This window comes from Acidovorax sp. 99 (assembly GCF_003096455.1).
Lineage (GTDB): Bacteria > Pseudomonadota > Gammaproteobacteria > Burkholderiales > Burkholderiaceae_C > Acidovorax > Acidovorax delafieldii.
Genome location: NZ_QEKU01000001.1, coordinates 1,228,366 through 1,241,446, shown reverse-complemented (window position 1 = coordinate 1,241,446; position 13,081 = coordinate 1,228,366). Strand labels below are relative to the sequence as shown.

The 13,081-nt window shown below is 63.3% G+C and carries 12 protein-coding genes; 5 read left to right on the top strand and 7 right to left on the bottom strand.

Features of this window, described 5'->3' with window-relative positions; all coding sequences use genetic code 11:
* Nucleotides 1-211 precede the first annotated feature (211 nt).
* The 5 genes from C8C95_RS05800 (at nucleotide 212) to C8C95_RS05780 (ending at nucleotide 4,351) form a co-directional block, all read left to right on the top strand.
* Complete coding sequence (locus C8C95_RS05800) at nucleotides 212-1,072, top strand: fumarylacetoacetate hydrolase family protein (RefSeq protein WP_056066529.1); 861 nt, start codon at nucleotides 212-214, stop codon at nucleotides 1,070-1,072.
* Between the two features lie 97 nt (nucleotides 1,073-1,169).
* Nucleotides 1,170-2,141 carry a tripartite tricarboxylate transporter substrate binding protein gene (locus C8C95_RS05795; RefSeq protein ID WP_116747962.1) on the top strand — a complete coding sequence of 324 codons (972 nt, stop codon included), beginning with the start codon at nucleotides 1,170-1,172 and terminating at the stop codon, nucleotides 2,139-2,141.
* 29 nt (nucleotides 2,142-2,170) lie between these two features.
* On the top strand, nucleotides 2,171-2,749 hold the full coding sequence (locus tag C8C95_RS05790) for an amino acid synthesis family protein (protein WP_056066523.1): 579 nt from the start codon (nucleotides 2,171-2,173) through the stop codon (nucleotides 2,747-2,749).
* An 8-nt stretch (nucleotides 2,750-2,757) separates the two neighbouring features.
* A complete protein-coding gene (locus C8C95_RS05785; protein ID WP_116747961.1) occupies nucleotides 2,758-3,771 on the top strand; it encodes a zinc-dependent alcohol dehydrogenase family protein in 1,014 nt (337 codons plus the stop codon).
* Nucleotides 3,772-3,775: 4 nt separating this feature from the next.
* On the top strand, nucleotides 3,776-4,351 hold the full coding sequence (locus C8C95_RS05780) for a VOC family protein (protein WP_243415639.1): 576 nt from the start codon (nucleotides 3,776-3,778) through the stop codon (nucleotides 4,349-4,351).
* Between the two features lie 249 nt (nucleotides 4,352-4,600).
* Here C8C95_RS05780 and C8C95_RS05775 read toward each other — a convergent pair whose 3' ends face one another.
* The 7 genes from C8C95_RS05775 to boxB form a co-directional block, all read right to left on the bottom strand.
* Nucleotides 4,601-4,894, bottom strand: coding sequence for a hypothetical protein (locus C8C95_RS05775; RefSeq protein ID WP_015014370.1), 294 nt, complete (start codon nucleotides 4,892-4,894; stop codon nucleotides 4,601-4,603).
* 317 nt (nucleotides 4,895-5,211) lie between these two features.
* Nucleotides 5,212-5,802 carry a DUF2894 domain-containing protein gene (locus C8C95_RS05770; protein ID WP_116747960.1) on the bottom strand — a complete coding sequence of 197 codons (591 nt, stop codon included), beginning with the start codon at nucleotides 5,800-5,802 and terminating at the stop codon, nucleotides 5,212-5,214.
* Nucleotides 5,799-6,467, bottom strand: a complete 669-nt coding sequence (locus tag C8C95_RS05765) for an OmpA family protein (protein ID WP_116747959.1) — start codon at nucleotides 6,465-6,467, stop codon at nucleotides 5,799-5,801. Before C8C95_RS05765 ends, C8C95_RS05770 begins: the two co-directional genes overlap by 4 nt.
* The gene (locus tag C8C95_RS05760; protein ID WP_116747958.1) at nucleotides 6,464-9,133 is read right to left on the bottom strand and encodes a DUF802 domain-containing protein; all 2,670 of its coding nucleotides are present in this window, start codon (nucleotides 9,131-9,133) and stop codon (nucleotides 6,464-6,466) included. The genes C8C95_RS05765 and C8C95_RS05760 overlap by 4 nt, the downstream gene beginning before the upstream one ends.
* Nucleotides 9,130-9,930 carry a DUF3348 family protein gene (locus tag C8C95_RS05755; RefSeq protein WP_099729279.1) on the bottom strand — a complete coding sequence of 267 codons (801 nt, stop codon included), beginning with the start codon at nucleotides 9,928-9,930 and terminating at the stop codon, nucleotides 9,130-9,132. The genes C8C95_RS05760 and C8C95_RS05755 overlap by 4 nt, the downstream gene beginning before the upstream one ends.
* A 257-nt stretch (nucleotides 9,931-10,187) precedes the next feature.
* Nucleotides 10,188-11,465 carry a benzoyl-CoA 2,3-epoxidase subunit BoxA gene (gene boxA, locus C8C95_RS05750; RefSeq protein ID WP_116747957.1) on the bottom strand — a complete coding sequence of 426 codons (1,278 nt, stop codon included), beginning with the start codon at nucleotides 11,463-11,465 and terminating at the stop codon, nucleotides 10,188-10,190.
* A 151-nt stretch (nucleotides 11,466-11,616) separates the two neighbouring features.
* Entirely contained in the window at nucleotides 11,617-13,044 is a 1,428-nt protein-coding gene (gene boxB / locus C8C95_RS05745) for a benzoyl-CoA 2,3-epoxidase subunit BoxB (protein WP_116747956.1), read from the bottom strand.
* Nucleotides 13,045-13,081 lie beyond the last annotated feature (37 nt).

Sequence of the window (13,081 nt, the reverse complement as noted above, 5' to 3'; positions counted from 1 at the left end):
TCTGAGTTCCCCATTTCCGTTGTCTGCAAGTGCCTCTTCTTGCGCAAGTGGCCAAGCAAGTTCCCTCAAATCGCTCGGTGTAAACCACTACGCATAATTTGTGTTTTGTGCATAAAAATACATTCATGCACTAGATTCGAAAGTTCAGAAGTTCAAGTTCTGATCGTTGTGCCTTCTCAGATTCCTCTTTCATCCCTTTTCTAGGAAACCCATGAAACTGATGTCCTACTCAATCGCCGGCCGTGAAACCTGGGGTGCCGTCCTCGGTGAAGGTGTTGCCGAACTGGCGATCCGAACCGGCCATGCCACGCTGGCTGGCTTCATCGCAAGCCCGGACTTCGCGCGCCGGGATGCGTTGGTGGCAGATCTCAAGGCCGACGCAAAGTTGGCCGAAGTGACGTTCCTGCCGGTGATTCCTCGCCCCGAAAAAATTGTCTGCGCGGTGCGCAACTACATGGATCACCACCAGGAGGTGCTCGCTGCTGGCATGCAGCGCGAGCTGTCCGAGCAGCCGCCGATCTTCTTGCGCGTGTGGCGTTCACAGACACCACATCAAGGGCCGATCGTCCGCCCCCATGTTTCGGAGTCGCTGGATTGGGAAGGCGAGCTGGCCGTAGTGATTGGCAAGGAAGGTCGTGACATCAGCGAGGCGGACGCCTGGGCGCACATTGCAGGCTATAGCTGCTACAACGATGCCAGCGTGCGAGAGTGGCAGTTCCATGCCAAGCAGATCGCCTCCGGCAAAAACTTCGAATCCACGGGTGCTTTCGGTCCCTGGATGGTGACTGCAGACGAGATCGCGCCTGGTCGCGAACTCAAGCTGGAGACGCGTCTGAACGGCGTTGTGGTGCAGTCCAGCCATACAGGGCACATGATTTTTTCGATCCCCCGCCTGATTGCGTATGCCTCAACCATTTTTACGTTGGTCCCCGGTGACGTGATCATCACTGGCACTCCTGCCGGCGTGGGCTGGAGCAAGAAGCCGCCGCAGTTCATGAAACCTGGCGACGTCGTGGAAGTGGAGATTGAAGCCATCGGCGTGCTGCGCAATCCAGTGGTTGCGCAGGGCTGACCATCGTCTGGCGCTATTTACCCGTTCGATCTTCCATCCAGACCCTGCAAGGGTAGAGCAAGGCCCCATGCGGCCGCCGCCCACGGAGACAAACACCATGCAAAGAAGACACGTCCTGGCCGCCTGCAGCGCGGCCGCTCTTGGGTGGCCGGCGCTGCCGGCCCTGGCCCAAGCCTATCCCGAGCGAGCGATCAAGCTCTATCAGGGGTTCGCTCCTGGTGGAAATGCGGACGCCATCGCCCGCGCTGTGGGCGCAGAGATGGCCAAAGCCTTGGGCCAGGCTGTGGTGGTGGAGGCACAGTCTGGAGCTGGCGGCACCATCGCCGCCACCACGGTAGCGCGGGCAAAGCCCGACGGATACACGTTGCTGCTCGCCACCGGGGGGCATGCGGTGGCGGGCGCTCTCTACAACACGCTCCCCTACAAGTCAGTTGCGGACTTCGAGATGGTTTCCACGATCACCTTCTTTCCGTTCCTGGTGGTTGTCAACGCCAATTCGAAAGTCCAGAGCCTGCGTGAAGTCATCGCAAACGCGCAGGCCACACCGGGATCGGTTGGCTACGGGACTGCGGGCGTGGGCTCAACCCACCATCTGGCGGGCGAGCTGCTGGCCAAGATGGCTCGAGTCAATCTTTTGCACGTTCCTTATCGGGGCGATGCTGCATCGATCACGGCGCTGCTGGCAGGCGATGTGCCATTCATCATCGCTCCGCCGACCGCGGTATTGACCAACATCCAGGCGGGGAAGCTGCGCGCCATCGCAACCACCGGCCCCCAACGGTGGGCAGGCCTGCCAAACGTTCCCACCGTCGTGGAGCAAGGTGTGACGGGCTATGACGTGCGCTCGTGGGCCGGCCTTCTGGCGCCCGCAGGAACACCCCGACCGATCGTTGATCGCCTCAATGCGGAGGTGCTTCGTGCGCTACAGGCGCCTGCAGTACGGCAGCGTCTGGAGGACATGGGCGGCGAAGCGCGTGGCAGCACGCCAGAGGAAATGAAGGTCATGGTGAGCCACGAGATCGAAAAATGGCAGCAGGTAGTGGCTGATGCCAAGATTCCCAAACAATGACTCCAATCACCTTGTCGAAGGACTTTTGAATGAACTTGATCGCTATCCGCAAACGCAGCCTGACCATTGAAACGGTGTACCACGAGGGCGGGCCACCGGTAGACACGCCGCTGCGCATCGCCTCTGCTTGCGCTGTGATTCGCAATCCTTACGCTGGCCGCTATGAGCCAGATCTGCTGCCCTTCATGGCCGAGCTGCGCACCCTCGGTACGATGCTCGCTGAAGAGCTGGTGGCTACGCTGGGCAAGGAAAAAGTACAGGCCTATAGCAAGGCAGCCATCGTCGGCGTGAATGGCGAGTTGGAGCATGGCGCCGTCTGGCATGAAGCGGGGGGCTGGGCAATGCGACAAGTGCTGGGTGAACCCAAAGCCATCGTGCCGTCGGCGAAGGCCGTGGCCGCTACGGGCTACCGCTTGATGGTGCCACTGCACTACATCCATGCGGCCTATGTCCGCAGCCATTTCAACAGTGCCGAGGTGGGGATTCAGGACGCGCCCCGCCCCGACGAAATCCTTTTCGCACTGGTGATGGCCGATGGCGGACGCGTCCACTCGCGCCTGGGCGGCCTGACGCGCGAGCAGGTGTCTGTACACGACGGCCAGCGCTGAGGTTAGACATGGCGACTTCTTCCACTGGCACGATGAAGGCCGTGCAGCTCCAGGTCACGGGTGGTCCGGAGGTTCTGTCTTTGGTGGACATCCCTGTACCTCATCCCGGACCGGGCCAGGTACGCGTCCGGGCTCATGCCATAGGCGCAGGTGGGCCGGACGTTCTGATTCGCAACGGTACTTACAAATGGATGCCCCCACTGCCCGCGGTGCCCGGCAATGAGCTGTCCGGAATCGTCGACGCCATCGGTGAGGGCGTCACCCGCCTGTCTGTGGGTGACCGCGTACTGGTCAGTGCACGAGAGTTGCCACAGCGCGGGGGCTGCTACGTGCAGGCGATCTGCGTGCCCGAAGTTGTGCCATTTGTGCTGCCTGAGAGCATTGCGTTCGAGGACGCGGTGAGTCTCGGTAACTTCCAGCTCGCACTGGCGCTACTGGCCAGCAACGGCAATCTGCCCGCTAAAGCGATCCTGATTCCCGGTGCAGCAGGTGGGGTTGCCACCGCGCTGGCACAGGTGGCGCGCTCGCGAGGCATGCGCGTCATCGGTACTGCATCAACCCCGGAAAAACGCCAGTTCGCCTTGGAAAACGGAGTTAGCGATCTTGTTGATGGCGACGTGCAGGCCCTGCCGCAACGCGTCATGGAGCTCACTGGGGGGCGTGGCGTTGACCTCGCTTTTGATCATGTGGGGGCGGCACTGTTTATCGCCTGTCTGCGGTCGCTGGCCCCCTCAGGCATGGCGGTGTCGTACAACATCCTTGCAGGCCCACCATCGAGTGATGTGTTCGATGAGCTTCGCAAACTGCTCGCCAAGAGTCTGGCGATACGCACCTTCTCCATTCATGCAGTGGATGCCGATGTGGCCCAGCGCCGCGGCTTGATGGAGCAAGCCATTGCGCTCATGGCGAGTGGCCAGGTGCGTGCACCGCGTGCCATGCGCATGCCACTGGAAGAGGTTCGTCAGGCCCACGAGCTGTTGGACACCGGCGGCACGCTGGGCAAGCTGGTCCTCATTCCCTGAACCCATGGAGTCTCGCAACGTGAACCCACCCTATACCGCCAATCTCGCTCACTGTGGCATTTTTTGCCGTGACCTGGAGGTGATGAAGGCTTTCTATACCGGAGTGTTCGACATGCAGGAGACGGATCGTGGCGAGGGCGTGACCTTTCGCTTCGAGATCGTGTTTCTGAGCGGGCGTGGTGATCAGCACCACCAGTTGGTGCTGGCTGGAGGGCGGGGTGAAGATGCCCCGAGCACCGTGATGCAGCTGTCGTTCAAGGTCCAGACCATTGATCATCTGCGTGAGGCGCGTCGCCGCGCCTTGGCACTGGGCGCGTCGAAGATGCGCGGGCTTAACCACGGGAATGCGATATCCATCTACTGCATGGACCCGGAAGACAACACGGTGGAGGTTTATCTGGACACTCCTTGGTACGTGAGCCAGCCCCACGGTGATCCTTTGGACCTGGATCTGGATGACGAAGCCATCTGGGCCCAGACGGAGCGTGTGGTGCGTTCGGACCCCAGCTTTATGCCGGTATCCGAGTGGGCTGCGCAGTTTGCGGAACGACGCGCGGCATTGAAGGCCGGGACCGCGTAGCGAGCGCTCGTTTTTCGCGATGACGCAGAGGCTTTCGGCTTGGAGATGCAACAGGCGTACGACGTTTTGCTTGTGTTCGCACGCAGCAAAAAGGGCTCCCAATGGGAGCCCCGTTTGCTTGATCAGTGCGGGAGTGAGTGCTTGTCTAAAACACTCCCCATAGCAGCGGCACTCGCACCGCGCGAAGTGCCACCACCATGGGAAGTCCCGCAACTGCTTCAAACCAATCTCAGCAGTTGGTCTGCCAAATTACATGGCGCTGAATTCACCCGAAGGGATCTGGCCGGTGCGCACAGCTTCGGCAGCCTGGGCACGTACGGCAGCACGGTCGGCGGTGGACTTGTAGGTCACCACACGGGAGCCAGCGGGTTCCATGCTGTGGGTACGGGCTTCGGTGACGGCCTCGGCAGCCACTTCAGCGCGGGTGCGGTTCGTATCGAACTTCAGGGCAAATTGGGAGCCATCGGCTTCGTCAGCATGGGCGCCAAAGGCGGCGAAAGCGGCAACAGCGGCGACGGAGAGGAAACGGGCGGTCTTGTTCATGATGAAAATCCTTAAAAGCTAAAAAAGCGTCTCAAAAAAGCCGGGTCAAAAACCATTCCTGAACCGGGTTCGGTGAGTCGCCTTGCGGGTTCGGCTCATCGATGGGATGAACTGTACGCCGATGGTGTTCAGGGAAAAACCACCCAGTCGCAAACTAACTGTTCCAGTTTTGAAAACAATGGCTGGGCCACGTACTGTGACGTTTCGCGTCAGCGGTTGGAGGCGCCGAAGCGCCGGTTTCCCTCGCCCCGGGCGTTGGGCCGGGGACTACACAGCAGTGGCTTGTGCTCTGGTTGCAGGCCTGCGGATCTATCGGTCTATGGCTTGTTGCGTGTCTTGCGCACCGAACGCGGAGCGGGGCTTGTGGCTCGGGTGCTTGCCTGATCCAGCCACAGTAAGGTGTCCATTTGCGCCATGAAATGGCGCAGATAGTCGGGGGACAGGGAGCGCATCAGGTTCAGTGAGCGCAGCATCAGCTTGTGGGCGTTGAGTGGCCCGGCGTTCTCAGGCCCCCTGTGCAGGGCCTGCACCACCTGCTGCTCGGCGGCGATGTGCGACCAGACCTCGCTGAAATGGCGCACGCTTTTGAGCGCGGGCAATGGAGCGCTGTCCATCGCAAAGGGGTCGTCCCTGGCGATGCTGCGCCGAGGGGTTCCCAGGGTTTGGTTCAGTTGTGCCAGCGCAGATGCTGCAGGGGCGGGGCGTTGGTTGTCCTGAGATGGAGTTGTGTGGGGCGGGTTTTCGGGGTAGCTCGCCAGCGCCGTATCGAGCTTGTGCGCCAACAGCCGCTGCACGGCCGCTGATTGGCCAGGCAGGCGGCGCGCCAGGATCTCCAGGTAGTGAAAACGCGCGGGGTCGTTGTGGTGCGCGCCCACTGCACGCAATGCCTCCAGACGGGGATCTGTCATGGTGCGCGGGGAGACTCGGTGGACCGGGTGTTGGCGGCCTTGGGTACTGGGGCCATCTCCACCCGGCGGTTTTGTGCACGGCCTTTTTCGTCGCTGTTGTCAGCCACGGGTTGTTCGGCGCCAAAGGCTGCGGCGAACACCTGGGACGATGGCATGCCTTCGTCAATCAGAGCCCGGGTCACGGTGAGTGCACGCTGGGCTGACAGCTCCAGGTTGTCCGCAAAACGCTTCTGGCTGCCGCGCAGCAGCGCGGTGTTGTCGGTGAAGCCGCTGACCATCAGCATTTCGTCGCGCTCCCGCAAGTAAATCCCCAACGGCTGAACCAGACTCTTGAGCAGTTGCCGTCCCTCGGCACGCAGTTCGTCCGAACCGGTGGCAAACAGCACGCTGCCGCTGATACCAATGCGCCCGTTGTTCACCGTCACGCGCCCGCTGGCCAGCGGAATGGCCAGGGCCTTCTCAAGCGCCATGCGCCGCTGCTCTTCCATCTGGCGCTTTTGCACTTCCTGCTGCAGGCTGGCCACCAGGTCGATCTGCACCACCAGCACGCCCACGAGGATCAGTACAAACGCACCCAGCAGCCCCGCCATCAGATCGCCGAAGACGGCCCACACCGGTGCCGTCTGGTCGGTAGCATCATCCAGGGTGTCGTCCACGCCGGTCACGCGGGCACCCCTTGTTCTGCCGTGGCCTTGCCATGCAGTCGACGCAGGTCTTCCACGATGCCTTGTTGTGCGCTGATGCTCAGGTCAATCACCTCGCGGGCCTGCGCCACGTAGTACGCCAGCTGTTCGTCGCTGCGGCCCATGGACTCGCGAAGGGCGTCCTCCATGCCTTGCAGGCTCTCCACGAGCTTCTCGTTGCTGGCGCTGAACAAGCCGACGCCGTGCTGGAAGGATTCCCCCAGGCTGGACAACTCGATGGCGCTGGCCGCGACCTGCGCTGCCACTTCGTCCACCTTGCCCGCCTGTGCGCCCAGGGCCTGTGCAAACTGCTGGCCCGCCTGTTCGAGCACCTTGGCGGCGGAACCCACCAGTGCGTCAATGGCCGCGCGCTGCTGCACAGCGGCTTCGTTCACGGATTGCAGCAGGCTGCCCAGCTGCTGTGTCATGGCCGTGCGCTCGGCCAGCGCGAGGTTGTCGCGTTCGCCCAGGCGTGTCATTTCCTGTCGCAACTGGGTAATGACTTCGGCCGCCGCTTGCGGCACGTCGGAGGCGGTCTGCAGCAGGCGCGTGAGGGGTGCTTCCAGCGCAGCGCCCAGGGTGGCCAGGTGCTCTGCCACGGCGGCTTGCAGAGTATCCAGGCGGTCCACTGCCGCCTGTCCGCGCGCGGCTTCTGCATCGCGCAGGGTGGTCAGTTCCTCGCGCCACACCAGGGTCAGCGCATCCATGCGCTGACCCTGGGCTTGCACCCATTGCGCTTCGTTGTCGATGCGTGTGCGCAGCAGGGCGTCGGATTGCTCCATCAGCGCGGTGGCGCTGCCCAATGTACGGTCCACCTGGGCGTTCAGTCGCAGACTCACTTGCGTGGCGGTGTCTTCCAGGGTCTGCATCAGGGCGCGCTGTTGTTCCACGGTCTGTGTGGCTGCGCGCTGCCATTCAGCGCTGAGCGTGTGGGCCAGTCTCTCCAGGGACTGGCTCCAGCCTGCCAGCCGTTGCGCATCGGCGTCGCGCTGCGCCTGCTGAGCATCGGTGACGGTGCTTTGCAATGCAGCCAGCAAGGCCTCGGAGCGTTCTTCAAATGCGTTGTTGGCTGACTGCAGGCGATGCTCCAGCTGCTGGGCTGCTTGGGCTAGTGCCGCGCCGGTTGTCTGGTGCTGTTCGGCAGTTTGTGCCCCCGCGCTTTGCCATTCGCCGCTGAGTTTCTGGGCCATCTGGTGCATGGACTGCGTCCAGTCGGCGAGCCGCTGCGTATCCGCAGCGCGCTGCGCACCGTGGGCTTCGGCTACCGTCGCCTGCAGTGTGGTGACCAGGGCTTCGGCCTGTTGTGCAAATGCCTGGGTGGTGGCTTGCAATTGCCGGTCCATCTGCTGTGCGGTGCGCTCCAAGGCCTGGCCCACCTCCTGCTGCTGGGCCAGCGTCTGGTTGCCCGCTTGATGCCATTCGCTGGCCAGGTTGCGAGCCATGTCCTGCATGGAGTGCTCCCAGCCTTGCAGTCGCCGCTGGTCGGACTCCGCCTGGGCAGCCTGTTGCTGTGCAGCCGATACGTGCAGGGAGTCCACCAGCGTTTTCGATCGTTCGTCGAAAGTCTGCGTGAGCTTTTGCACTACAACCTCAAACTGGGTGATCAGCGTGCCCTGCGTGCTCGTCTGCTGGTCGAGCGCCTGGGCCCAGGTGTCGGCCACCTTGCGTGCGGTGCCCTCCCATTGCGCGCTGAGGTTTTGCAGCTGCTGACTGGTGTGTTCTCGCAGCCGCTCGTGGGTGCGCTGGGACTCTTGTGCCAGCGTCGCCATGGCCTGTTCCACCACCGGGCGCATGGCGGCAGTGGCCTGCTGGGCACTGGTGCTCAGGCTGTCTTGCAGCGATGCGCCCACGGCCTGCGCCAATTGGGTGTAGGCGGCAGAGGCCTCTTGATGAAACCCCTGCTGTTGCGCCAGCAGCTGGTCGTTGAGCTGGCTGTGGCGGCTCTCCAGTCCTTCCATCATGGCTTGCAGGCGATCGGCAATCAGCGGCAGGGCCTGGGCCTGCGCTTGCAGGGCCAGCAAGGTGTCCTCACGCCGTTGGGCGGACGAGAAGGCACGGAACAACGTGGGGATGCGCGCATCCAGCTGGCGCACCGCATGCAGCCTCTCCCGGCGGCTCAGGGCGGACAACAGGCCCAGTGCGGCCGATGTGGCGACCCCCGCGACGGACGTGCCGAACGACAGACCCAGCCCCTTGATGGGCGCAGCCAGTGCATTGCGGATGGATTCCAGGTTGCCTGATGCCTCCAGGGCAAACACGGCGCCGTGGAATGTCACCACCATGCCCAAGAAGGTGCCCAGCATGCCCAGCATGACCAGCAGCCCCACCAGGTAAGGCGTGAGTGCAGGTCCAGGCAGGGCTACACGCTCCCCTTCGATACGTTGGCGAACCGGGTGGCGCAGTGCGGGGTCCAGGCTTTCCAGCCAGGCATCCAGGGCAGGGTGCTCTTGATGGGCCTCTAGCGCAAGCGTCAGCGAGGCGGTGGCCGCGCGATAGCGCATCAGCTCCCAGGCTCCCAGCAGGTAGGTGGCGGCGATCATCACCGTCATTGCCAGTGCCAGCGGGCTGTGGCCCACAAAACCCCAGCCCACCCAGCCAGCGGCTGCAAGGCCCGCAGCGAAGATGGCGGTCATCACACTCTTGTTCATTCCTGTTGTCCTGTTGTGTCGTTCTGGGCTGCTTCCAGCAGTCCCGTGATCGGTTCCATGCGCGTTTGCAGCTCTGCGGCAAGTAGGGCCTGCATGTCGCGCTCGAAGGCCCACAGCCAGCCTCCGGCCTGCCGCCAGCGCGCAGGCTCATCGGCCAACCCTTGGGTGGTCAGCCTGTGCTGGTGTTGCCGGTGGCGGTGCGCCATACGGCGCTCCAGGTGCGCGGGTAGCAAGGCCCACAGCCGTTGTTCACGCGGTGCCAACATGCGCTCCATCACAGCGTCCAGCGCCGCCACCTGGCGCAATCTGGGGGCGCCTTGTGCGATCGCCTGGCGCAACTGTGCCCGCAGGGGCTGCAGCCGCAGCTCCATCTGCTTTTGCAGGTCCAGATAGCGTGGCGCGTGGGTGGCGAAATCCGTGTCCACCCTCGGGTCGGGCAGTTCCACGGGGGTGTTGTCCGCCCGGGCCCGCAGTGGCTTGGGTGCAGTGGGCCTCGTGGCCAGCTGCACTTCGAGGTCGGCCCGAACCTTCGCTACCAGGCCGGCGAGTACCGTCATGTTCAGCGCCATTGCCGGGTGCTGTGCAGTGGCCGCCTGCGATGGCAGGTTCTCGATCGCGTGCAGCGCCCGGCTGAGCTGGACGGCGTCCACGGTCCCCAGCCATAGGCTCAGCTGCTCTGCCACATCGGGGGGCTTGGCTGCTGGTAGCGGAGGCGCGGCCCGCTCGCTGGCTTCCCGCGTCCATTGCTGGAGCAGGACCACGAGGCGTGAGCTGTTGAGTCGGTGGTGTTGGGTCATCCCGTGAAGGCTGTGCACTGGGTGGGCACGGCCGAGCGGGACGGTCCGGCGGCGCGTGCATCGGGGGAAGGAGTCCTCCCGAAGGCAAAGCCTGCTATTTTCGCAGGAACGACAGACCAGTCTGCCGGTCAGCCTCCGGCGTTGCAGCTGTTACACAAGGGAAAGTGCTCCATGCAGCGCCCCGAGGCCCGGCCAATGGGCCTTTTTGGGGGGGCGCCATGGCTTGAGTTTGGCATCAGGCCGATGCCATTCCCGCCTCAGTACGTCTCCAGATGCAGTCGCCCTTCGCGTTGAAGCGTCCCACCCAGAGCGTCCCAGCTCAGCCCCGCCTCCTGGGCGATGTCACGCAGCGCCATCACCACGCCTTCTTCCATGCCCTTGAGTCCGCAGACGTAGAAGTGGCTGTTGTCATCGCGCAGCAGGGCCAGCAGGTCGGCGGCGCGCTCGCGCATCAGGTCTTGCACATAGCGCTTGGGCTGCCCGGGCGTGCGGGAGAAAGCCAGGTTGATGTCGATGAAATCCTTGGGCAGGCTTTGCAGGGGGCCGAAGTAGGGCAGTTCCTGCTGCGTGCGTGCGCCGAAGAACAGCAGGAGCTTGCCGCCCTCAAACTTGCCGCTGTTGCGCAGCCTGCGTCGCCACTCGGTCATGGCGCGCATGGGAGCGCTGCCGGTGCCGGTGCAGATCATCACGATGTGCGATCGCGGATGGTTGGGCATGAGGAAGCTGCTGCCGAACGGCCCCACCACCTGCACCTTGTCGCCCACCTTCAGATCGCAAACGTAGTTGGAGGCAACGCCTCGCACAGGGTTGCCATCGTGGTCCACGGTCACGCGCTTCACGGTCAGCGCCAGGTTGTTGTAGCCGGGGCGTTCGCCGTTGCGTGGGCTGGCCACCGAGTATTGGCGCGCGTGGTGCGGTTTGCCCAGCGCATCGGCGCCCGGCGGGATGATGCCGATCGATTGCCCTTCCAGTACGGGGAACGGCATGCTGCCGAAGTCGAGCACCACATGGTGGGTCTCGCTCTCAAAACCCGCCTCGGTGCAATTGAAGTTCCCGACCACGGTGGCCGTGGTCGGGTTCTTGGGCGGAAAAAGATTGGTGTAGGGATGGGCTGCGGACCAGGGCGGTACCGTGGCTCCGTACTGTGCGGAGCGAAACACCTGCGTGCCCGGCTCAGCAGGCGCTTCGGGGGCTTGCTGCAGCGCCGTTACCTCTGTGGAGGGCTCTCCGCCTGCTGCGACCAGTTCATGGGGAGCAAGCTCGCCCGGCAGTTCTTCCCAGCTGAACTGTTCCTCAACGGTGTAGGCACGGGCCACTGGCACCGCACGCCAGTTGTCGATGGAACCCGTGGGGCAGGGCGAGATGCAGGCCATGCAGCCGTTGCACACATCGGCTCGCACCACGTAGTTGTTGTCGTCGTGCGTGATCGCGTTGACCGGACAGGTGGCCTCGCAGGTGTTGCAGCGAATGCAGATCTCCGGGTCGATCAGATGCTGCTTCAGGATGCCGTTGTCGATCAGCGTGTGGGTGTCCATATTCATTCTTCGAGCAATATCCGGCTACCGGTGCTGGGACCTTGCATACAGTGGAAGCATTCGGTGTGCCACAACGCAGAGCCCGACTCGCCGTGCCGCTCGCGCCGTCTTGCCAGGGATGGCGAATGCGGCACGGGCAACTCAGCGGCGATCAATTAAAACGCACGTACTCAAAATCCACCGGCTGGCGGTTGATGCCCATGACGGGGGGCGCGATCCAGCCGGCGAACTTGCCCGGCTCGACCACACGGCCCATCAACGACGCCACAAACGCGAAGTCTTCGGGCGTGGGCAGCCATTCGGCCTTGCGTGCGATCCATTCTGCCTCGCTCACCACGCGGCCGTCGGGCGACATCTTGATGCCCGCCAGCGCGCCGATCTGGCGATTGAAGGCCTTGTGGGGGACCACCAGGCGGGTGGGGACTCCCGCCTTCTCCAGCACCTTGTTCCACCGGCCCACGCCCGCCATGGAGTCCTTGATGAAGTCGTCGCGCAGCACTTCGTTCAGCGCGTTGAGCATGGGCACTTCTTTTTCCAGCAGCTGTCCGTCCTTGACCTCCAGCACCTTGTAGGTCTGGCCCTTGAGCACATGATCGTCCGTGCGTTTTCCTTCTTCGTAGCGACCCTTGAGGCCCGAGCTGTAGAACGTGGCGGCGTTGCTCGACTGGTCAGCGCCGAACAGGTCGATGGTCACGCTGTAGTGGAAGTTGAGGTAGCGCTGGACGGTGGGCAGGTCGATGGCGCCAGCAGCACGCACCTTGGCAGGGTCGTCGGTCTTGAGGTCGTTCATCACCTGTGCGGTGCGCGATAGCACGCGCGAGATGCCGCTTTCGCCCACAAACATGTGGTGGGCCTCTTCGGTCAGCATGAACTTGGTGGTGCGCGCCAGCGGATCAAAAGCGCTCTCTGCCAGGGCCGAGAGCTGGAACTTGCCGTCACGGTCAGTGAAGTAGGTGAACATGAAAAACGCCAGCCAATCCGGCGTCTTTTCATTGAACGCGCCCAGGATGCGCGGGTTGTTTTCGTCGCCGGACTGGCGCTGCAGCAGCGCTTCGGCTTCCTCGCGGCCGTCGCGGCCGAAGTGCTTGTGCAGCAGGTACACCATGGCCCACAGGTGGCGGCCCTCTTCCACATTGATCTGGAACAGGTTGCGCAGGTCGTACATGCTGGGCGCCGTCAGACCCAGGTGGCGCTGCTGCTCGACCGATGCGGGCTCCGTGTCTCCCTGGGTCACGATGATGCGGCGAAGGTTGGCTCGGTGCTCGCCGGGCACGTCCTGCCAGGCTCTTTCGCCCTTGTGGTCGCCAAAGTGGATCTCTCGGTTGTTATCGCCCGGATTCAAAAAGATGCCCCAGCGGTAGTCGCGCATCTTTACGTGGCCGAACTGGGCCCAGCCGTTCGGGTCCACGCTCACGGCGGTGCGCAGATAGACCTCATGGTTGGTGGAGCCCTCGGGACCCACGTCGTCCCACCAGTTGATGAAGTTGGGCTGCCAGCCTTCTAGCGCGCGCTGCAACGTGCGGTCTTCGCCCAGGTTCACGTTGTTGGGAATCTTCTCGCTGTAGTTGATGCTGCTCATGGGGTGCTCCTCTGGATGGAAATCGAATGCAGGGCAG